Annotated in this window: 22 protein-coding genes; 8 read left to right on the forward strand and 14 right to left on the reverse strand. The window is 67.3% G+C overall.

What is annotated here, in order from left to right:
• Positions 1–26: 26 nt before the first annotated feature.
• Positions 27–947 (reverse strand): LysR substrate-binding domain-containing protein, encoded by a 921-nt coding sequence (locus tag G3N61_RS11995; RefSeq protein WP_205822485.1) that lies wholly within the window; start codon positions 945–947, stop codon positions 27–29.
• 134 nt (positions 948–1,081) lie between these two features.
• Between G3N61_RS11995 and G3N61_RS12000 the strand changes: the two genes are divergently transcribed.
• Positions 1,082–1,897: an aminotransferase class IV family protein gene (locus G3N61_RS12000; protein ID WP_205822486.1), complete on the forward strand. Its 816-nt coding sequence runs from the start codon at positions 1,082–1,084 to the stop codon at positions 1,895–1,897.
• Positions 1,898–1,923: 26 nt separating this feature from the next.
• Here the strand turns inward: G3N61_RS12000 and G3N61_RS12005 are convergent, their stop codons facing one another.
• On the reverse strand, positions 1,924–2,328 hold the full coding sequence (locus G3N61_RS12005; protein WP_205822487.1) for a RidA family protein: 405 nt from the start codon (positions 2,326–2,328) through the stop codon (positions 1,924–1,926).
• 151 nt (positions 2,329–2,479) lie between these two features.
• Between G3N61_RS12005 and G3N61_RS12010 the strand changes: the two genes are divergently transcribed.
• Complete coding sequence (locus G3N61_RS12010; RefSeq protein ID WP_205822488.1) at positions 2,480–3,445, forward strand: LysR family transcriptional regulator; 966 nt, start codon at positions 2,480–2,482, stop codon at positions 3,443–3,445.
• Between the two features lie 81 nt (positions 3,446–3,526).
• Here G3N61_RS12010 and G3N61_RS12015 read toward each other — a convergent pair whose 3' ends face one another.
• The 11 genes from G3N61_RS12015 to G3N61_RS12065 all read right to left on the reverse strand — a co-directional run bounded on the left by G3N61_RS12015 (position 3,527) and on the right by G3N61_RS12065 (position 12,749).
• Positions 3,527–4,039, reverse strand: coding sequence for an ureidoglycolate lyase (locus G3N61_RS12015; protein ID WP_043187989.1), 513 nt, complete (start codon positions 4,037–4,039; stop codon positions 3,527–3,529).
• Complete coding sequence (gene alc / locus G3N61_RS12020; protein WP_043187987.1) at positions 4,036–5,049, reverse strand: allantoicase; 1,014 nt, start codon at positions 5,047–5,049, stop codon at positions 4,036–4,038. Before alc ends, G3N61_RS12015 begins: the two co-directional genes overlap by 4 nt.
• Positions 5,050–5,111: 62 nt before the next feature.
• A complete protein-coding gene (uraD, locus tag G3N61_RS12025; RefSeq protein WP_043187984.1) occupies positions 5,112–5,633 on the reverse strand; it encodes a 2-oxo-4-hydroxy-4-carboxy-5-ureidoimidazoline decarboxylase in 522 nt (173 codons plus the stop codon).
• Entirely contained in the window at positions 5,630–6,583 is a 954-nt protein-coding gene (gene puuE, locus G3N61_RS12030; RefSeq protein ID WP_043187981.1) for an allantoinase PuuE, read from the reverse strand. The genes uraD and puuE overlap by 4 nt, the downstream gene beginning before the upstream one ends.
• A gap of 148 nt (positions 6,584–6,731) precedes the next feature.
• Complete coding sequence (locus G3N61_RS12035; protein ID WP_205822489.1) at positions 6,732–7,523, reverse strand: aspartate/glutamate racemase family protein; 792 nt, start codon at positions 7,521–7,523, stop codon at positions 6,732–6,734.
• A gap of 10 nt (positions 7,524–7,533) precedes the next feature.
• Positions 7,534–9,018, reverse strand: a complete 1,485-nt coding sequence (locus G3N61_RS12040) for an NCS1 family nucleobase:cation symporter-1 (RefSeq protein ID WP_205822490.1) — start codon at positions 9,016–9,018, stop codon at positions 7,534–7,536.
• A gap of 150 nt (positions 9,019–9,168) precedes the next feature.
• Positions 9,169–9,873 (reverse strand): GntR family transcriptional regulator, encoded by a 705-nt coding sequence (locus tag G3N61_RS12045; protein ID WP_174967387.1) that lies wholly within the window; start codon positions 9,871–9,873, stop codon positions 9,169–9,171.
• Between the two features lie 307 nt (positions 9,874–10,180).
• Positions 10,181–11,119 (reverse strand): muramoyltetrapeptide carboxypeptidase, encoded by a 939-nt coding sequence (gene ldcA / locus G3N61_RS12050; protein WP_175023870.1) that lies wholly within the window; start codon positions 11,117–11,119, stop codon positions 10,181–10,183.
• 108 nt (positions 11,120–11,227) lie between these two features.
• Positions 11,228–11,830 carry a tRNA adenosine(34) deaminase TadA gene (gene tadA, locus G3N61_RS12055; protein WP_051890211.1) on the reverse strand — a complete coding sequence of 201 codons (603 nt, stop codon included), beginning with the start codon at positions 11,828–11,830 and terminating at the stop codon, positions 11,228–11,230.
• A complete protein-coding gene (locus tag G3N61_RS12060) occupies positions 11,827–12,228 on the reverse strand; it encodes a DnaJ family domain-containing protein (protein WP_043187968.1) in 402 nt (133 codons plus the stop codon). Before G3N61_RS12060 ends, tadA begins: the two co-directional genes overlap by 4 nt.
• A gap of 251 nt (positions 12,229–12,479) precedes the next feature.
• On the reverse strand, positions 12,480–12,749 hold the full coding sequence (locus tag G3N61_RS12065) for a DUF4148 domain-containing protein (RefSeq protein ID WP_043187966.1): 270 nt from the start codon (positions 12,747–12,749) through the stop codon (positions 12,480–12,482).
• Between the two features lie 498 nt (positions 12,750–13,247).
• Between G3N61_RS12065 and G3N61_RS12070 the strand changes: the two genes are divergently transcribed.
• Positions 13,248–14,330, forward strand: a complete 1,083-nt coding sequence (locus G3N61_RS12070; RefSeq protein ID WP_089450816.1) for a LuxR C-terminal-related transcriptional regulator — start codon at positions 13,248–13,250, stop codon at positions 14,328–14,330.
• A 72-nt stretch (positions 14,331–14,402) separates the two neighbouring features.
• On the opposite strand, the gene G3N61_RS12075 is transcribed toward G3N61_RS12070, so the two are convergent.
• Positions 14,403–15,623 (reverse strand): MFS transporter, encoded by a 1,221-nt coding sequence (locus G3N61_RS12075; RefSeq protein ID WP_089450817.1) that lies wholly within the window; start codon positions 15,621–15,623, stop codon positions 14,403–14,405.
• A gap of 298 nt (positions 15,624–15,921) precedes the next feature.
• Between G3N61_RS12075 and G3N61_RS12080 the strand changes: the two genes are divergently transcribed.
• Genes G3N61_RS12080 through G3N61_RS12100 form a run of 5 tightly spaced genes read left to right on the forward strand, consistent with a single transcriptional unit; the run spans position 15,922 to position 20,017 of the window.
• On the forward strand, positions 15,922–16,692 hold the full coding sequence (locus G3N61_RS12080; RefSeq protein ID WP_205822491.1) for a GntR family transcriptional regulator: 771 nt from the start codon (positions 15,922–15,924) through the stop codon (positions 16,690–16,692).
• On the forward strand, positions 16,689–18,428 hold the full coding sequence (locus G3N61_RS12085; protein ID WP_205822492.1) for a fumarate reductase/succinate dehydrogenase flavoprotein subunit: 1,740 nt from the start codon (positions 16,689–16,691) through the stop codon (positions 18,426–18,428). Before G3N61_RS12080 ends, G3N61_RS12085 begins: the two co-directional genes overlap by 4 nt.
• 11 nt (positions 18,429–18,439) lie before the next feature.
• The gene (locus G3N61_RS12090) at positions 18,440–18,685 is read left to right on the forward strand and encodes a ferredoxin family protein (RefSeq protein ID WP_043190913.1); all 246 of its coding nucleotides are present in this window, start codon (positions 18,440–18,442) and stop codon (positions 18,683–18,685) included.
• Positions 18,686–18,728: 43 nt separating this feature from the next.
• Positions 18,729–19,724 (forward strand): HEAT repeat domain-containing protein, encoded by a 996-nt coding sequence (locus tag G3N61_RS12095; protein WP_205822493.1) that lies wholly within the window; start codon positions 18,729–18,731, stop codon positions 19,722–19,724.
• Complete coding sequence (locus tag G3N61_RS12100; RefSeq protein WP_205822494.1) at positions 19,721–20,017, forward strand: DUF971 domain-containing protein; 297 nt, start codon at positions 19,721–19,723, stop codon at positions 20,015–20,017. The genes G3N61_RS12095 and G3N61_RS12100 overlap by 4 nt, the downstream gene beginning before the upstream one ends.
• Positions 20,018–20,092 lie beyond the last annotated feature (75 nt).

Genomic DNA, 20,092 nt, shown 5'->3' on the forward strand with positions numbered 1-20,092 from the left:
GGGCACGATAGCACGCGCCGCCGCCATTAAACGCACATCGTCGCGACTTCGTCCGCGAGCCAGTCGCGCAAGGCGACGATGCGTGGATCGTCCTGCGTGCGCTCCGGATACACGACGTGATACGCAAGGCCGGGCGCCACCCCGACATTCACGTCGAACACCTGCACGACACGCCCTTCCGCGAGATCGCGTGCAATCATGCGCGGCTCCGCAAGACCGATCGCGGTGCCGTCCGTCACGGCCTGCACGACGTGGCTCGAATCCGGAAACGATACGCACCGGCTGTCATCGAATCCGTCGACGCCGGCCGCGGCCATCCACGCCGGCCAGCGCGGCCAGGCCACACCGTCGACTTCGCAGTCGACGTGGCACAGCGTATGGCGCAACAGGTCGCGCGGCTTGCGCAACGGCGGCCCGGCCGACAGCAGCGCCGGGCTGCAGACCGCGACGACCGACGTGTCGAACAGGCGCTGCGCGCGCGCGTCGCGATAACGCCCGGTGCCGAAGCGGATCGCGACATCGACGTCGTCGTCATCGAAATCGCGCAACCGGTCGGTGATGTCGAACGTCAGATCGAACGCGGGATGCGCGGCCCTGAAACGCGGCAGGCGCGGCAGCAGCCAGTGCGTCGCGAAGCGCGCGCCGACCGACACGCGCAGCTCCGTCTGCTCCCGCGCGATACGCCGCGCCCGAGCAGTCGCGCGCTGCAGGCCCGCCAGCGCATCGGCGGCCGCGGCAGCCAGCACCACACCGGCCGGCGTCAACCGGATGCTGCGGCTCGTGCGGACGAACAGCGCCATGTCGAGCTGCGCCTCGATTTCCTTGATCTGATGACTGACGGCCGCCGGCGTCAGTCCCACCTCGTCGGCCGCCCGCGAGAAATTCAGGTGCCGCGCCGCCGCATCGAACGTCCTCAGCGTGCGCGTACCGGGCCACATGCGTTCCATCGATCTTCAAGCCAAATTTGATGACCGTTCCAAAACTACTCGTTTTTCAACACGCCATCAATCGACAAACAATAGGCTTTCTTGAAGATGCCGCGAGCCGCCCCGCGCTCGCGACCGAACCCGGAGATCCGCCGATGACCGTTGCCCCGTTCCCGTCCGTCGTCCAGCTCAACGGCGCCGCCGCCACCCCGGACGCGCTCGCCGCGCTCGCATTCGCGGGCCATGCGCATTTCACCGCGATGCAGGTGCGCGACGGTCGCGTGCGCGGCCTCGACCTGCATCTCGCGCGGCTGCGCGATGCGTCGAACACGCTGTTCGGACAGGCACTGCCCGACGACCGGATCCGCGCGCTCCTGCGCGCCGCGCTCGATCTCGCGCCGTCGGCGCTGTCACTGACGGCAACCGTGCATGCGACGACGGGCGAATTCGTCGCGCCGCGCGACGATGAAACGCTCGACGTGCTGGTCCGCACCGCCGCGCCGTCGTCGGGTCCGGCGGGCCCGCTCGATCTCGCGCTGTTCGAACACGAGCGTATGCTGCCGGAAATCAAGCACGTCGGCGAAGTCGCGAAGACGCACCTCCTGCGCCGCGCGATCGCACAGGGTTTCGACGATGCGGCCTTCATCGATCGCCACGGGCGCATCAGCGAAGGCTCGATCTGGAATCTGGCGTTCTGGACCGGCGACGCGGTCGTGTGGCCCATGGCCGGCATGCTCGGCGGCGTCACGATGCGCATCGTGCGCCGGCAACTGGCGCGCCTGGGCATCGCGCAGCACGATCGCGTACTGACGCCGGCCGACCTGCCGTCGATGGCCGGTGCCGCCGTGATGAATTCGTGGACGCCCGGGATCGCCGTGCGCCGGCTCGGCACGGCGACGTTGCCCGATTCGTCATCGTTCGTCGCGCTGCTGCATCGCGCGTATGAACAGGAGGCGCCCGTCGCACCCTGACGCGCGGGCCCTGTCTCCGGCACGGCTCAACCGTCAACCGTTTCCGGCAGCCACGCGATCACCTTGATCTCGAACTGGAAACCATACAGCCAGGTCACGCCGACGGCCGTCAGCGTCGGATGCGGCGCATTCCCCCAGTATTCGGGGACGATCTCCCAGATCCGCTCGAACGTCGCTTCGGGATCGACGAGGAACACCGTCACGTCGACGACGTCGTCGAACGTGCAACCGGCCGCGCGCAGCACCGCATTCAGGTTGTCGAACGCGCGGCGGACCTGCGCGCCGAGCTCCGGCTCGGGCGAGCCGTCCTCGCGGCTGCCGACCTGCCCGGACACGAACAGGAAGCCGTTCGAGCGTACTGCCGGCGAATAACGGTTGCGGTCGTACAGCGCCTGGCGACCGGGCGGAAAAACCACGCTACGCTTTACCATCCCATACCTCCTTCGGTTTGTGGGGCGAAGCCGCCCCGGCATCAACGATGAAGGCACTTTACGGACCGATGCACGGCGGATAAACCGGCAACCCTGTCCAACACTGTTTGCACGTCCCAAACAATTCCGACCGACGCGGAGCCCTGACCCGATGGATCGATTCGACGCAATGCAGGCGTTCGCCCGCGTGGTGGAAGCCGGCAGTTTCACGAAGGCGGCCGACACGCTGCACATGAGCCGCACCACCATCACGCAACTCGTGCAGCAGCTCGAAGCGCGGCTGCGCGTGAAGCTGTTCAACCGTACGACGCGCAAGGTCGTCGTTACCGCCGACGGCGCCGCGTACTACGACCGCGTCGTGCGGCTGCTGGCCGACATGGACGATGCCGAAACGAGCCTGTCCGCGGCGTCCGCGTCGCCCCGGGGGCGGCTGCGCGTGGACGTGCCGAGCCCGTTCGCGCGCCTGATCCTGATCCCCGCGCTGCCCGCATTCCATGCGCGCTATCCGGACATCCAGCTCGACATGGGCGTGAGCGACCGCGTCGTGGACGTGATCGGCGAGAACGTCGACTGCGTCGTGCGAGGCGGAGAGCCGACCGACCGCGCGCTGGTCGCGCGGCGCGTCGGCGACCTGCGGCTCGGCGTGTACGCGTCGCCGGCCTATCTCGCCCGCGCCGGCACGCCGACGCATCCGGACGAGCTGGAAGACACCCATCACCGGATCGTCGGTTTTTTGTGGGCGCGCACCGGCAAGGCGTTGCCGTTTGCGATGGCATGCGACGGCGATCAGGTCACCGTGCGCGGCCGCTACGTGCTCGCGGTCGACGACGGCAATGCGTACCTCGAGGCCGGCCTCGCCGGGCTGGGCATTCTGTGGCTACCCGACTACATGGCCCGCGCGCATCGCGCCCGCGGCGAACTCGTGCCGCTGTTCGAGCGATGGCAGCTCGAACCGATGCCGATGTACGTCGCGTTCCCGCCGAACCGGCACGTCAGCGCGAAGCTGCGCGTCTTCATCGACTGGGTCGCCGAGCTGATGGCGCAGCATGCGCCGGTCACCAACCGGCGGCGCCGCGTCGGCAGCTCGCGCGACACGCGCAAAACCGCGGCGACCTGAATCGCGCCGCATCGACCGTGCATAAAAAAACCCGCGCATCATGCGCGGGTTTCGTCAGACGCCAGCAGAAACGCCGGCGACTCAGGCCGTCAGCGCGTGCAGCGCTTCGTCGGTGAGCCACAGCGATTCCTGCAGGTCCTGTTCGTTCAGGTTCAGGCCGTCACCGCCGCGATCGACGACGATGAAGTCGCTGACGCCGCCCAGCGCGATCAGCGGGTGATGCCACACGCCCTTCGCATAGTTGACGCCCTGCCACCCGCTCGTCACGAACGCGCGGATCTTCGCCGGGTCGAGATCGCCCGCGGGCGCCACGACGACGAGATACGGCTGGTCGTTCAGCGGCACGAAGGCCTGGCTGCCGAGCGGGTGCCGCTCCAGCATCTTCACTTCGAACGGCAGCGTGCGCGGCTGGCCGCGGAACAGGTTGACGAGCGTGCGGCCGTCTTCATCGGTCACGTCGACTTTCGCGAGATCGTGAAAGCGGATCGTGGTGCCGAGGTTGATCGGGATCTGCTTCGCGCCTTCCGTTTCGATCACGTCGCCGAACGGCGCGAACGCTTCCTTGGTCAGCGGTTCGATGGCAAGCGTCTTCATTTGTCGAGCGTCCCCCACAGACGCAGGCGCGACACGCCGCCGTCCGGAATGATGTTGAGTCGCACGTGCGTGACGGGGCCGAGCGACGCGATGTCGTGTTCGAAGTAGTGCTGCTTGTCCATCTGCAGCTTCTGTTCGCCGAGCAGCACGGGCCAGAACATCGACTGCGTGATCAGCGAGCTGTCCGTGCCGCCCGACACGTACGCGGCCTGGATCGAGCAGCGGTCCGGATAGTTGCCCTTGAAGAACGCGGTATCGACTTCGATCTTGCGGATCACGCCCGGCTGCGCGAGCGCGATGATCGCCCAGTCATTGCCCGGTTCGCGGCGGCGGCGGGTTTCCCAGCCGTCGCCCATGTTCACGCCACGGCCCGGCAGCAGCAGGTTCGACGCGACGCCGAAGTGCTGGTTGTTCGCGGCCACCACGTAACCGCCGTTTTCCATCGCCGCGAGATCGAACTGCTCGGTCGCGCTCGCGCCGGCCCAGTCGAGCTGCGGCTGGCCGTACACGCGCAGGCGTGCAATGCCGCCATCCGGGTAGATGTTCACGCGCAGGTGCGTGAACGCACGCGCGTCGCTCGCTTCGACATAGTGATGGCTGTTGCCCTGCAGCGTCGTCGACGGCACGATCTCGACCCACTCGGTCGCATGCGTCGGCGCGCCGTCGGCCACGAACGCGGCCTCGATCGATGCGGCCGGCGGGAAGTTGCCGGTGAAGTGGCTCGTGTCGATGTCGAAGCCCTTGATCACGCCCGGGCGCGCGAGCTTGACGATGCACCAGTCGTAGCCCGTCGTGCGCTTGCGGCGCGTTTCCCAGCCGTCCATCCACTTGCCGTGGTCGTCGTACTTGCCGGGGATGAAGACGGCCGGCTCGGGGTTCAGCATCCGATCCTTCGGCGCGAAGAAATCGTCGCTGGCTTCGAGCGCCTGCGCACCGAGACGCGGGTCGGCAAGATTCACGTAGCGCCGCGTGAAGTCGGGGGCGTTGGGATCGAGAAGCGGAACAGCCATGATGTTTCCTTGTTTCAGTGATGCGATCAGGCCGCTGCGACGCAGCAGGCCGTATTGCGGTGTCAGGCGTCGATCAGGTCGTCGAGGCGGAAGCGCGCGATCCGGTAGATCTGGTCGAGGCTCGCGCGCAGCTCCTCGGTGCGCGAGTGATTCACGCGCGACTCGAAGTTCGCGATGATGCCGTGCCGGTCATAGCCGCGCACCGCGAGGATGAACGGGAAGCCGAACTTCTCGCGATACGTGCGGTTCAGCGTCAGCAGCTTGTCGAACTCTTCCTGCGTGCACTGGTCGAGGCCCGCGCCGCTCTGCTCGCGCGTCGACTCGGCCGTCAGCTCGCCACGCACGGCGGCTTTGCCGGCCAGCTCCGGGTGAGCGTTGATCAGCGCGAGCTGGCGCACTTCGCCGCCCGTTTCCACCGCGCCCGACATCGTCTTGTGCAGTGCGTCGATGCTCGCGAACGGACGCTCGCCCGCAGCGACTTCGGCCACCCACGGCGAATGTTCGAAAATCCCCGACAGCGCCGCGACAAATGCGCTCGGCGCCATCGTGTTCAGTTGATCCAACGTGTAGCGCATCGCCTTCATGCTTTCCCTTCGTTTCGATGATTGGGCTGATACGGATGATGTTCACGCCAGTGACGCGCGATATCGACACGGCGCGTCACCCATACGCGATCGTGCTTCTCGATGTGATCGAGGAAACGCTGCAGCCCGCGGAACCGGCCCGGCCGGCCGAGCAACCGGCAGTGCATGCCGATCGACAGCATCTTCGGCGCTTCGTCGCCCTCCGCGTACAGCACGTCGAACGCGTCGCGCAGGTAGTCGAAGAAGTGATCGCCGGTGTTGAAGCCCTGCGGCGTCGCAAAGCGCATGTCGTTCGTGTCCAGCGTGTACGGCACGATCAGCTGCGGCGACTTCTTGCCGCCCGACACGTCGACGTCCATCCAGAACGGCAGGTCGTCGCCGTAGTTGTCGGAGTCGTACAGGAAGCCGCCGTATTCGGCGACGAGGCGGTGCGTGTTGGGGCTGTCGCGGCCGGTGTACCAGCCGAGCGGGCGCTCGCCCGTCACGCGCTCGATCGCTTCCATCCCGAGGCGCATGTGCTCGGCCTCGAGTTCCGGCGTCATGCTCTGGTAGTGGATCCAGCGCCAGCCGTGGCACGCGATTTCATGGCCCAGCTCGACGAACGCGCGCGCGAGCTCCGGATGGCGTTCGATCGCCATGCCGACGCCGAATACCGTCAGCGGCATTCCGCGCTTCTCGAATTCGCGCAGGATGCGCCATACGCCGGCCCGCGAACCGTATTCGTAGATCGACTCCATGCTCATGTGGCGGTCGGGATACGCGGCCGCGCCGACGATTTCGGACAGGAATTGCTCGGAGCCCGGATCGCCGTGCAGCACGCAGTTCTCGCCGCCCTCCTCGTAGTTCAGCACGAATTGCACGGCGACACGGGCGCGCCCCGGCCAGTTCGCCTGAACGGGATGGCGGCCGTAGCCGATCAGGTCGCGAGGATAGTTGGGATCGAGTGACATGGTTCGAAGTGCGGCGAAAGCTCGCTGAAATAATGGGTTCGCATCGACTGCGCGGGGGCCGGAGCCCGGCTGCGCAAGCCGATGCGATGACGGCCCAGTGTAGCGAAAACGCCCATACGCGCCCATACAGCGGCGCAGATAGTGCGTGTCAGACGGTGTGTATGTGCGGTTGCGGCAAATTCGGGACCGGTTCCGCCTCATCCCCGTCCGGCGGGCTGAAGCGGGCGAATGCGCCGTCATAGCGCTTCGGCAGCGGCCGCGCGTAGTCGCCGCGCTTCGCGGTCGCGAGGCGCAGCGCGACGAGCGCCTCGGCCCACTTGACGGCCGCCGTGACACCCTCGACCACCGGTGCGCCGATCTGCTGCTCGATCTCGTGCGCGAACTCGGCCATCCCCGCGCAACCGAGCACGATCGCGTCGGCGCCGTCCTCGTCGAGCGCGCGCCGGCATTCGTCGACGATGATCCGGCGCGCGGCCGAGCCCGGCCGGTCGAGTTCGAGCACGGCGACGTCGGTTGCGCGCACGTTGCGGCAGAAGCGCTTCATCCCGTAGCGCTCCGCGAGGTGCCACGCCATCCCGCAGGTGCGCGCGAGCGTCGTGACGACCGAGAAGCCCGGCGCGAGCACGCTCGCCGCATGCATCGCGGCCTCGGCAATGCCGATCACCGGCCCGCGCGCGAGCTCGCGCGCCGCGTAGAGGCCCGGATCGCCGAAGCACGCGATCACGTACGCGTCGCAGCTGTCGCGCTCGCCCTGCGCGATCTCGGCGAGGAGCCCCGGCGTCGCGAGCGCCTCGTCGTAATAGCCTTCGATCGACGGCGGGCCCATCGGCGGGCTCACCGCCACGATCTCCGTGCCGGCGGCCGCGACGTCGCGCGCGCAGCGGCCCATCGCGTCGGTCATCCGCTGCGTCGTATTCGGATTGATCAGTCGGATCTTCATCGCACGCTCCTCAGGCCTTCGCTCTCACGAGCAGCCGGTAGAACACGAAGCCGAGCCCCGCGCCGATGAACCACGAGAAGTTCGCGACGCCTTGCCAGCCCGGCACCATCACGCAGACGATCGCGATCACCGCGGCCGGCAGCAGCGCGGCGAGCGCGCGGCGGTTCACGCCGCCCGTGTACCAGTACGTGCCGCTTTCCGACATCGTGTACAGGTCGTCGCGCACGAGCCGGCCGCGCTTGACGAGGTAGAAGTCGGCGATCAGCACGCCGTACAGCGGGCCGATGAACGCACCGAGCACGTCGAGCGTGTAGTGGATCACGGCCGGGTTGTTGAACAGGTTCCACGGCGTGATGAAGATCGACGCAACGGCCGCGAGCATCCCGCCCGCGCGCCAGCTGATCAGGCGCGGCGCGACGTTCGAGAAGTCGAACGCGGGCGACACGAAGTTCGCGACGATGTTGATGCCGATCGTCGCGATCGTGAACGTCAGCGCACCGAGGATCACCGCGGTCGGATGGTCGATGCGGCCGACCGTCTCGACGGGATCGGTGATGAGCTCGCCGAACACGGGCAGCGTCGCGGCCGTCGTGATCACCGTGACCAGCGAGAACGCGAGGAAGTTGACCGGCAGCCCCCAGAAATTGCCGCGCTTCACTTCGCCGAACGAGCGGCAGTAGCGCGAGAAGTCGCCGAAGTTCAGCATCGGCCCGGAGAAGTACGACACGACCAGCGACACGGCCGTGATCATCACCGGAATCACTTCCGCGCCGTGGTACTTCACGCCGCCGAGATTGATGCCGATGTTGCGCCAGCCCGCGCGCCACACCATGTAGCCGGCGAGGATGAACATCACGACGTAGACGGCCGGCCCCGCGAAGTCGATGAACTTCTTGATCGTCTCCATCCCGTTCCAGAACACGAACGCCTGGAGCACCCACAGCAGCATGAAGCCGGCCCAGCCGACCGCCGACAGCCCGAGAAAGCCGTAGTGGTGGACGTCCGCGTAAGGCAGCCATTGCGGGAAGAACTTCAGCACGACGATCACGAGCGCGCTCGACGCGAGATAGGTCTGGATGCCGTACCACGCGATCGCGATCAGCCCGCGGATCACGGCCGGCACGTTCGCGCCGAGCACGCCGAACGTCGCGCGGCACGCGACCGGATACGGCACGCCGACCTGCTGGCTCGGCCGCGCGATCAGGTTGCACAGCTGGTTCACGATGCCGATCCCGACGATCAGCGCGATCAGCACCTGCCAGCTCGTCAGCCCGAGCGCGAACAGGCTGCCCGCGAACACGTAGCCGCCGACGCTGTGCACGTCCGACATCCAGAACGCGAAGATGTTGTACGAACCCCATGTCTGATTTTTCAGGGGTGCCAAATCTTCGTTGTACAGACGTTCACTGTAACCATTCGGCAGTGCCGGGTCGTCGCCCTCGCCGCCTTCTTCCGCCGGATAGGCGCTGTCGTGCGCCACACTGAACTGAGCCATGACTTCTCCTTGACGCGGCCGCGCGGCCGCTCCACCGTCATCGATATCGCTCCGGATCGACGCCCGGAGTCGGACCAGCGGCCCGCGGCAAACACCGCGGGCCTGCATTTCGCTCGTTCTTGTGGCGCGCGGCCGGGTTCGCGTCGCCGCTCAGGCGCCGCCGAACACTTCGCGCAAATCGACCTGCCCTTGCGCGGGCCGGTCCAGCATCTTCAGTTCGACATGCTGCAGGTGGTGCGCCATCAGCGTCACCGCCCGCTTCGGATCCCCCGCCTCCAGCGCGCCGAGGATCTCGTCGTGGTCGTCGCACGAGCACGGGCTGCGCCCGTGCGATTCGTACAGCGCCGACATCAGTGTCGAGCGTGCGACGAGCCCTTCGAGGCACTCGCTGAGCGTCGCATTGCCCATCAGCGTGGCAAGCGTCGTATGGAATTCGCCCGACAGGCGGATCCAGGCGGCGAAGTCGTGCCGCTCGAACGCCTTGCGTTCCTTCTCGATCAGCGCGGCAACCCCTTTCAGCCGCTTCGCGCCGGGCCCGGTCGCGAGCCGCTCGACCACGGCAAGCTCGATGATCCGGCGCATCTCGAACACCTCGTGCACGTCCTGCAGCGTCGGGCTCGCGACGAACGCACCGCGGTTCGGCTCGAGATCGACCAGCTTGTCGGTTGCGAGCTGCGCGAGCGCCTGGCGGATCGCCCCGCGCTTCACGTTGAACACATCGCAGAGCTGCGCCTCCGTCAGCTTCGCGCCGGGCGCGAGCCGATGCTCGAGGATCGCCGTGCGGATCCGCTCGGCGATCGCTTCGGGACTGGCTGCACCGGACGGGTGGGATTCGGGCTCGTTCATGATCGGCATCGTGTGATGATCCTCATCCTAGGGCGGACATAAAGATTGTCAACAATTCTTTTCCGGCATTGCGCACAATCGGCGTGCATCGATGCGACCCCGTTCGGTGCACGATGCGCCGAATCCAGGCACGACAAGGCCAATACGCACGACAGAGGCCCTTCTCGTCGTATACCCTTCCGGCCATTTTGTTGACAAAACTGGTGCAAGATCCGGTGCGGGCCCTGTTGGTGTCGACGAAAAATATAGACCGTTAGTTGCGTACTTACATAAAGAAAAAGGCGGGAAACCCGCCTTTCGCTCGATCGCGCCCGCCTCAGCCGAGATGCGGATAGTCCGACAGCGTGAGCCGGAAACCGTGCGCATTCGCGACCAGTTGCGCCTGCGCGCCGAACGGCAGCGTCAGCAGGTCGGGCACATGGCCGAACTGGAGCCCCGTGACGACCGGAATCCCCACCACCGCGCGCACCTGCTCGATCATCGCCTGCATGTCATAGCCGTTGTCGTACTCGAACGGCCGCGCGCCGGTGAACTGGCCGAGCACGAGCGCCTGCTGGCGCGCGAGCAGCCCCGACAGGTGCAGCTGATAGATCATCCGTTCGATCCGGAACGGCTGCTCGTTGACGTCCTCGATGAACAGGATGCCGCCTTCGATGTCGGGCATGTACGGCGTGCCGACGAGCGACGTGAGGATCGCGAGGTTGCCGCCCCACAGCGTGCCCGTCACGTTGACGGTCTGCACCTGCGGCGCTTCGGCGATGATCGTCGTGCTCGGCTGCGTCAGCGTCTGCCAGAAGTGCTGCATCGTGAAATCGCTCGGCGTTTCAGCGCCGAAGTCGGCGGACAGCATCGGGCCGCCGAACGTCTTGATGCGCGCCTTCGCGTACAGCGCGAGCTGGAGTGCCGTGAAGTCGCTGTGACCGACGAGCGCGACCGGCTGGTCGCGCAGCCTGCGTTCGAGCCCGCGATAGTCGAGCCCGTGCAGGATGCGCGCGGCACCGTAACCGCCGCGCACCGCGAGCGCGATGTCCGGCAGCGGCCGTTCGGGATCGGCAAGGCGGTTCAGGTCGCCCGCCCGCTCGCCGTCGGTGCCGCCGAACCGCTGGAAGCGCCGCTGTGTCGCCTCGATGTTCTCGACGCGGTGCTGCGCGGTGCTGAGGCGCTCGAGCGCGCGATTGATCGCGTCGGGGTCGTGCGGATAGCCGGACGGCGCAAGCAGGCGGATGGTGTAGGACGCGGCGGGCTGGAAGGACATGGCGAAGGGTGTCGGGTCGTCAAACCTGCTTAGAGGGCCTGAACCGTCTCCGGTTCACGGAACCGTGGACGCCCGGCTCGCGCCGGGCGACGCGCGCGGCGGGCGCGCCTATGACGTGCCGGCTTCGGCGTCGCGGGCCAGCCGTGCTTCGCGCAACGCACGACGGCGCTCGGCGAAGAACGACTTCAACGCGGCACCGCACTCGTCGGCGAGCACGCCACCGGTCACTTCGGTATGGTGATTCAACTGCGGATTCGCGAACGCGTCGATCACGCTGCCGCAGGCGCCCGTCTTCGGGTCGGCGGCGCCGTAGACGACCCGCGCGATGCGCGCATGCATGATCGCGCCCGCGCACATCAGGCACGGCTCGAGCGTCACGTACAGCTCGCAGCCGGGCATCCGGTAATTCTGCAGATGCTGCGCGGCCATGCGCAGCGCGGCCATTTCCGCATGGGCCGACGGGTCGTGCCCGCCGATCGGATGGTTGAAGCCGCGTGCGATCACTTCGTCGCCGCGCACGAGCACCGCACCGACCGGCACTTCGCCGGCCGCGCGCGCCTCTTCGGCGGCGGCCTGCGCAAGACGCATGAAATGCAGATCGCGCGCCGATACGGGCGCAGCTTCGGGAACGGGAACGGGAGAATCGGCGGTAGATTCGGCCGCCGGAGCGGCCGCCGACCCGGCTGCGTCGTGCAGCGCGTCGGACGTCACATCGGCCCCGCTTCGGCGGACGCTTCGTCGAGCCCGCGCTCGCACAGGCGTTCCGCGATGCGCCGGCAGTAGTCGCGCGGCATCACCATCGGGCCACCGCGCAGCGATTCGAGCGCCATGTCGAGCGCGAGGATCTTCGCCTGCAGCCGGCACCGCGCGGCACGGTCGCTGACCGCCTGCACTTCGTCGTGCAGGTTGCGCAGCGCGCGCAATTGCTCGACAGCCGGCGGCACGAAGCCCGCATTCTTCAGGATACGGTTGGCCACCCGCACCTCCTCGGGTACGAGCAGGTCGTCATCCAGCGCCTGTGGCGCGCCGGTACCCGGCAAATCGTCGAACTCGCGCCGCGCGGCAGCAGCGGCAATACGTTGTTCGACCAGGGCGTCAAGCAATCTCATCGGTCAATCGAAACAATGCGGCAGCCGAATTCTAGCAGGGTGACGCACGTGTGACAGGCACTTCGAACGAATGCTCGATATGCCATTGACGACACGCTCGCGCCGTGCTTGCGCGAGCGTTGTTCCAACCCCGTTTAAGACCATGCCGGCTCGTGGCCATGCATGGTCGCACCCCATTTTCGCACGCCGCCGATACCCGGCGCCGTCGTCGACGCAGCCGTTTCGCGACGGCCGCGTCGTCACGTCCGCCGCTACTGTCCGTTGTACAACTGATTGTTGAGCCGATCGAGTTCGCCCGACTTCTGCGCGCGCAGCAGTTCGTTCCGGACCTGCGCTCGCGTGAGCGCGGTCGGACTCCCCGCCTGCGACCCTGCGCCGGGCATGCTGCCCATCGACGTCGCGCTGATCGCGGCATCGGACGGCGGCGTCGACGTCGGCGCGCTCTCTTCCTGCGCCTGCGCGAGCCCCACCGCGCCCAGCACGCAGATTGCGGCCAGCGCCGCCTTGTACATGGTCTTCATCGTGGCACCTCACATGAAGCTGCAATACCCCCCAACGACGCGGGCGGCGCCGGCTTCCGCCGTCCGCGCACTTCGACGTCCTGCTCGCGTGCCGTCGTATCCGGCGTGCACGCAACGTCGATCCTTGCTGGCAATCCCTCTGTTTCCCCCGGGGCTGGCGCATCGACATGCGCGATTTCGTGCTGCGGCCACATTGCGCGTTTCGAGTTGTGTGGCTCGTGCGTCCCGCCGCATCGCGAATCGGATATTCCGGTTGCATTCACGTTGCATCGGACGAATGCCGCACGCCGAATGCAACGGCATGTTCGTCACGTGAATACAACCGGAATGGAGCAATGATAGAAACCACGTGCCGCTTTGACGCCCCCTTGAAAGGGGGTAATTTCGGTCGTTGTCATGTTGGGCGTCTAAGCTGGACAGACAGGACGGCGCATGTGCAATCGGCCACGTCACCACGATGCGGCGCGCGAGTCCGATGCACGCTCGAGGAGCGTCTTCATGTCCGACAAGCACGTCGCGCTGGCGAGTCACATTCGACGACTCTGTTCGCTCGGCGTCGAGCCGCGCCTCGTCATTCCTCATGTGATTGAAGCCGCACGGCACATCGTCGGTGCCGACTGGGGCATGTTCTTCTACGCCGACGAGCACTACGCGCTGTCGGACGTCTACAGCGAGAACGACACGGTCTACACGGTATTGCCGTCGTACTTCATGAACGTGCACAACACCGCCCGGCAGGAGGTGCTCGGCGTCACGTTCTCCGACGCGATGCGCCGCGGCCGCGGCTTCGTCAACAGCGCGCACTACGACGACGAGCTGCTGTCGAGCGAGATGTATGCGGACCTGTGGCAGCCGACCTCGATGCGTCATTGTCTCGAACTGACCGCGACGGACGGCACGCGAGGCTGGGGCAGCCTGCAGCTGTCACGCGCGCCGGGCAGTCGTCCGTTCTCGGAAAAGAATCATCGCGACATCGAACCCGTCGCCAGACATCTCGCGCACGCGCTGTCGCGGCCCGCGCAACTGCCGCTGCACGAGGCGGAAGGCAGCCTGTCCGCGATCGTCGTCGTCGATGGCGCCGGCCGGCTCCTGCTGCACAACACGGAGAGCATCCGGATGCTGTCGCTCGCGACCGGCGAACCGCTCGCGTTCTATCGTCACGACCACTTGCCGGACTGGCTCGCCCCGCTGCTGTCGAACGTCAACCGGATCTGGCGCGGACACCCTGCGCCACCCGCGACGCTCGAGCGCCGCAATACCGCCGGCCGCTTTCGCTTCAAGGCCTATCGCCTCGCCGACGCACGCCCCGTGCAGCGCGATTTCTCGATCGTGATCTACATCGAACATTTTCCGCCGCTCGAACTGGAGATCGAACGGCTCGGCTTCGAATTCGGGTTGACCGAACGCCAGCGCGAACTCTGCACGCAGCTCGTGCTCGGCCGCTCTCACAGCGAGATCGCGAGCGGCTTCGCGCTGCGCAACAGCACGGTCATCGATCACGTGCGCAAGATCTATCGCAAGCTCAACGTGCACAACCACGACGAATTGCGCAGCGTGTTCCGGGCCGGCTCGCACGACTAGCGCGGCACATCGTTCGCTATCCTGATCAGTTACCGTACCCCGCACGATACTCGACGCATGGTCGAACCACGGTCATGCGGCTGCCCGCATTGGCCGCGCTTGCGGAAACGGACGAAACATCCATGCGATCAGGCATGCGCCGATGCCGATCGCGCACGAACCGATGTAGAGCCAGCGGTAGCTGCCGGACGCATCGACGATCAGGCCGCCCGCGACGGGCCCCGCGGCCATGCCGAGGCCGCCGGCCATCGCGCAGCCACCGATCACCGTGCCCATCATCCGCTGCGGAAAATTCTCGCGCGCAAGCACCGAATACAACGGCATCACGCCTGCATAGACGAAGCCGAACAGCGTCGCGATCACGTAGAACCCGTCGAGCGTGCGCACGAAGTCATAGCCGAGCGCACCGAGCGCCTGCGCGAGCAGCCCGGCCACCAGCATGCGCTTCGCGCCGATGCGATCGCCCAGGATCCCGAACACGATCCGGCCGCCCATGCCGGCGAGGCCTTCGACGCTGTAGATCGATACCGCGACGATCAGCGGAATCCCGCACGTCACCGCGTAGCTGACCGTATGGAAGATCGGGCCCGAATGCGTCGCGCAACAGAAGAAGTTGGTCAGCAGCAGCACGATGAACTGCGGCGAACGCAACGCATCCACGACCGACATCGCCGCAGGTTCGTCCGCCGGTGCAGGGGCAACCGGGGCGGCAGGCGCACCGTCGAGCGCGGGCGCCCGGCGCACCAGCAGCGACACCGGAATCATCACGACGGCCGCCAGCACCGCAATCAGCAGCATCGACGTGCGCCAGTCGCGCACCGACACGAGCCACGCGGCCAGCGGGGCCATCGTCATCGGCGCCATCCCCATCCCGGCCGACACGAGCGACACCGCCAGGCTGCGGTGCGTGTCGAACCAGCCGGTCACGCACGCCATCATCGGCGCGAATATCGCGGCCGTCGCGCCGCCGACGGCGAGGCCGAAAGTCAGCTGGAACGCGAGCAGCGACGGCGCGCGGCTCGCCAGCGCCAGGCTCGCCGACAGCAGGACGGCGCCCGTCATGACGACCGGGCGCGTGCCGATGCGATCCGACAGGCTGCCCCACCCCATGCTCGCGAAGGCCATTGCGATGAAGCCGAGCGTCATCGCGCCGGAAATGCCGGTCATCGACCAGCCGGTGTCGCGTGCGATCGCACGCAGGAACACCGGCAGCGAAAACATCGCGCCGACCGCGATGCAGCCCATCAGGCCGCCTGCGGCGACGATCACCCAGCGGTATCGGGAATCCGGCATGGCGTGCCTCCTTTTCGTTACGGCAATGCCCGGGACCGGGTGCCACCCGCATGGCGCCATGTCCGGTCGACATGGATACGACGGCCGACGCATCGGGAAATCGACAGGCGGGGAACACGCGCCGGCGAATTATTTATGGTCCGCCGATCCGCCCTGCCCGCACCGGCGGATCGTCCGGTCGGTCTGTCCCCTGCCAGCGTGCTTTTCCGGAATCGGAAAGTTCAAATCAGAAATCGTTGGTTGGGACCCGCGATCACGCTGACTACACTCGAGCGATCTTGTCATAACAAGTTGACCGATGACTTCACCCAACGTCGTGCCACTGTCGGCGGCCCCGCTCTACGTGCAGATCAAGGACACCCTGCGCACGCGGATTCTCGACGGCACCTATGCGCCGCACAGCCGGATGCCTTCCGAGCACGAACTCTGCGCCACGTTCGACGTCAGCCGTATCACGGTGCGCCAGGCGCTCGGCGATCTGCAGAAGGAAGGACTGCTGTTCAAGCTGCATGGCAAGGGCACGTTCGTGTCGAAGCCGAAGGCGTTCCAGAACGTAACGTCGCTGCAGGGTTTCGCCGAGGCGATGTCGTCGATGGGCTACGAGATCGTCAACCAGGTGCGCAGTTTCCGCACCGTCAAGGCCGACCGCCATCTCGCGACCAAGCTGAACGTGCCCGAAGGTGCGCCGCTCGTCGAGATTCATCGCGTGCGGCTGCTGAATCGCGAGCCGGTGTCGCTCGAACAGACCTGGGTGCCCGAAGCCGTCGGCAAGCGCCTCGCGGGCGCCGATCTCGCGACCCGCGACATCTTCCTGGTCCTGGAAAACGACTGCGGCATCCCGCTCGGCCATGCGGACGTGTCGATCGACGCGATCCTCGCCGACGACGAGATCGTCGATGCGCTGCATGTCGAGGAAAGCAGCCCCGTGCTGCGCATCGAGCGCCTCACGCACGACGCATCCGGCGCACCGATCGACTTCGAATACCTGTACTTCCGCGGCGACGCCTTCCAGTACCGGCTGCGCATCGACCGCCAGAAACCGCGCAAACCAGCAAGGACACAACGATGACTACTCATGTGCTCGAATACGACATCGTCGTGGTCGGCGGCGGCACCGCTGGCCCGATGGCGGCGATCAAGGCGAAGGAGCGCGACCCGTCGCTGCGCGTGCTGCTGCTCGACAAGGCGCACGTGAAGCGCAGCGGCGCGATCTCGATGGGGATGGACGGCCTGAACAATGCGGTGATCCCCGGGCACGCGACACCCGAGCAGTACACGCGCGAGATCACGATCGCCAACGACGGGATCGTCGACCAGGAAGCCGTGCATGCGTATGCGCGGCACAGCTTCGCGACGATCGAGCAGCTCGACCGCTGGGGCGTGAAGTTCGAGAAGGACGGCACCGGCGACTACGCGGTGAAGAAGGTCCATCACATGGGCGCGTACGTGCTGCCGATGCCCGAAGGCCACGACATCAAGAAGGTGCTTTACCGGCAGTTGAAGCGCGCACGCATCGCGATCACGAACCGGATCGTCGCGACGCGCGTGCTGACCGATGCGCAGGGCCGCGCGAGCGGCGTGCTCGGTTTCGACTGCCGCACGGCCGAGTTCCACGTGATCCGCGCGAAGGCCGTGATCCTCTGCTGCGGCGCGGCCGGCCGGCTCGGCCTGCCGGCGTCCGGCTACCTGATGGGCACCTACGAGAACCCGACCAACGCAGGCGACGGCTACGCGATGGCCTATCACGCGGGCGCCGCGCTCGCGAACCTCGAATGCTTCCAGATCAATCCGCTGATCAAGGACTACAACGGCCCCGCGTGCGCATACGTGACGGGCCCGCTCGGCGGCTTCACCGCGAACGGCAAGGGCGAACGCTTCATCGAATGCGATTACTGGAGCGGCCAGATGATGTGGGAGTTCTACCAGGAACTGCAAAGCGGCAACGGCCCGGTGTTCCTGAAGCTCGACCATCTCGCGGAAGAAACGATCCAGACCATCGAGCAGATCCTGCATACGAACGAACGGCCGAGCCGCGGCCGTTTCCACGCGGGGCGCGGCACCGACTACCGGCAGCAGATGGTCGAGATGCACATCTCCGAGATCGGCTTCTGCAGCGGCCACAGCGCATCCGGCGTGTACGTGAACGCTCGCGCGGAGACGACCGTGCCGGGGCTTTACGCGGCCGGCGACATGGCGGCCGTCCCGCACAACTACATGCTCGGTGCGTTTACGTACGGCTGGTTTGCCGGGCAGAATGCGGCCGACTACGTGGCCGGCCGCGCGCATGCGCCGGTGGACGACGAACAGGTCGCCGCCGAGCGCACCCGCGTGCTTGCCCCGCTGCTGCGCGAGCGCGGCCTGGCGCCGGCGCAGGTCGAGTACAAGCTGCGTCGCATGGTGAACGACTATCTGCAGCCGCCGAAGGTGACGCGCAAGATGGAAATCGGGCTGCAACGTTTCGATTCCATTACTGAGGATATCGAATCGATCAAAGCCGATCATCCGCATGAACTGATGCGCGCCGCCGAGGTGCGCGCGATCCGCGACTGTGCGGAAATGGCCGCGCGCGCGTCGCTGTTCCGCACCGAGAGCCGCTGGGGGCTGTACCACCATCGCGTCGACTTTCCGCAGCGCAACGACGCCGAGTGGTTCTGCCACACGTGGCTGCGCAAGGGCGCCGACGGCGCGATGCGCAGCGAGAAGCGAGCGGTCGAACCCTACGTCGTGCCGCTCGCCGACGACGAGCGCAGCGCCTACGCGCATCTGCGCATCCGCGAACCGGCCGCGCCCGCGGCCGTCCTCTGAGGAGCCCAACCGTGCCCCATACGCCGCACGACATCTTCCTGCGCAGCAGCGCGCCCGTCACGATCGACGAGGATCTGTGCATCGCCGACAAGGGCTGCACCGTCTGCGTCGACGTGTGCCCGCTCGACCTGCTCGCGATCGACGTGACGAAAGGCAAGGCCTACATGCAGTTCGACGAGTGCTGGTACTGCATGCCGTGCGAGCGCGACTGCCCGACCGGCGCGGTCAAGGTCGACATCCCGTACCTGCTGCGCTGATCGTGCGCGCGGCAGGCTCTCACCCTCCCCCGACCGTTTACCCATGACCGCCTCTGCCTTCGCTTCCCCGCTGCCCGGCGCGCACGATCCCGACCTGGCCGCACTCGTCGCCCGCCTCGCCGCGCCCGACGCGTCCGTGCGCCGCATCGCACTGCTCGAACTCGCCGATCTCGAGGATCCCGACTGCGTGCCCGCATTCGTCGCGTCACTGCGCGACGATGCGTCGGCCGACGTCCGCGGCGAAGCCGCCCGCGTGCTCGGCGCGTGGGAGCAGCCCGATGTCGTCGACGCACTGTGCGGCGCGCTGCTCGATCCGGACGACGGTGTACGCGCCACCGCCGCGCAAAGCCTGTCCGAACTGAAGGACGCCGCATCGGGCGCCGTGCTGCGTCGCTGGGCCGACCGCCCGGAACCGTTCGTGCGCGGCGCCGTGCTGCGCGGCTTGCGCGAACTGCGCGACCCCGATGCGTTGTCGCCCGCGCTGCACGCGCTGGATGCGGACGCGGCCGCCGTGCGCACCGAGGCCGTCGCGGTGCTCGGCTGGCTCAAGGATGCGCATGCGTTGCCGCCGCTCGCGCGCGTCGCGACGGCCGACACCGATGCGGACGTACGACGTGCGGCGGTCGGCGCGCTCGGCTTCGCCGCGCCCGGCGACGCGCCCGTCGCGACGGCGCTGCTCGCCGCACTGCGCGACCCCGCGTGGCAAGTGCGCGAGGAAGCGGCCGCGACACTCGGCAAGCTGCGGATCTCCGCTGCGAGCGCACCGCTCGTCGCCGCGCTCGACGACGACTACTGGCAGGTACGCCTGCGCGCCGTCCGTGCGCTCGGCCAGTTGCGCGACGGCACCGCCGCCCCGGCGATCGCCGCCTTGCTCACGCATGCGATCGGCAACCTGCGCAAGGAGGCCGCGCTCGCGCTCGGCGAACTGCGCGAGCGCACGACCCTGCCCGCGCTGCACACCGCACTGGAGGATCGCGACCCCGAGGTTCGCAAGGCCGTGCGGATCGCGATCCGGCAGATCGACGAGGATTCGCGATGATCGTGCCGACCGAAATCGTGCTCGATCATCCGGCACGCGCGCTGACGCTGCGCTGGCCGGACGGCGACACGCAGCGCATCGGCTATGCGCAGTTGCGCAGCGGCTGCCCGTGTGCGGAATGCCGTCGGATCCGGTACGACGGCGGCCGGGTCGACGTGCAGCCCGGCCTCACGCTGGACGATGTGGAACCGGCCGGCTACGGTATCCGTCTCGCGTTTGGCGACGGCCATGCACGCGGCATCTATCCGTGGCCGTATCTGGCCGGCATGCCCACAGCACCGTCGCCTCGCTAGAACCGCTTCCTGCGCGACGCGCGCGGCATCGCCGACACGCGAGCGAAAACGCTGCGATACTGACGGCCACGATCG

The organism is Burkholderia sp. Ac-20349 (genome assembly GCF_017104865.1).
In the GTDB taxonomy this organism is placed as follows: domain Bacteria; phylum Pseudomonadota; class Gammaproteobacteria; order Burkholderiales; family Burkholderiaceae; genus Burkholderia; species Burkholderia aenigmatica.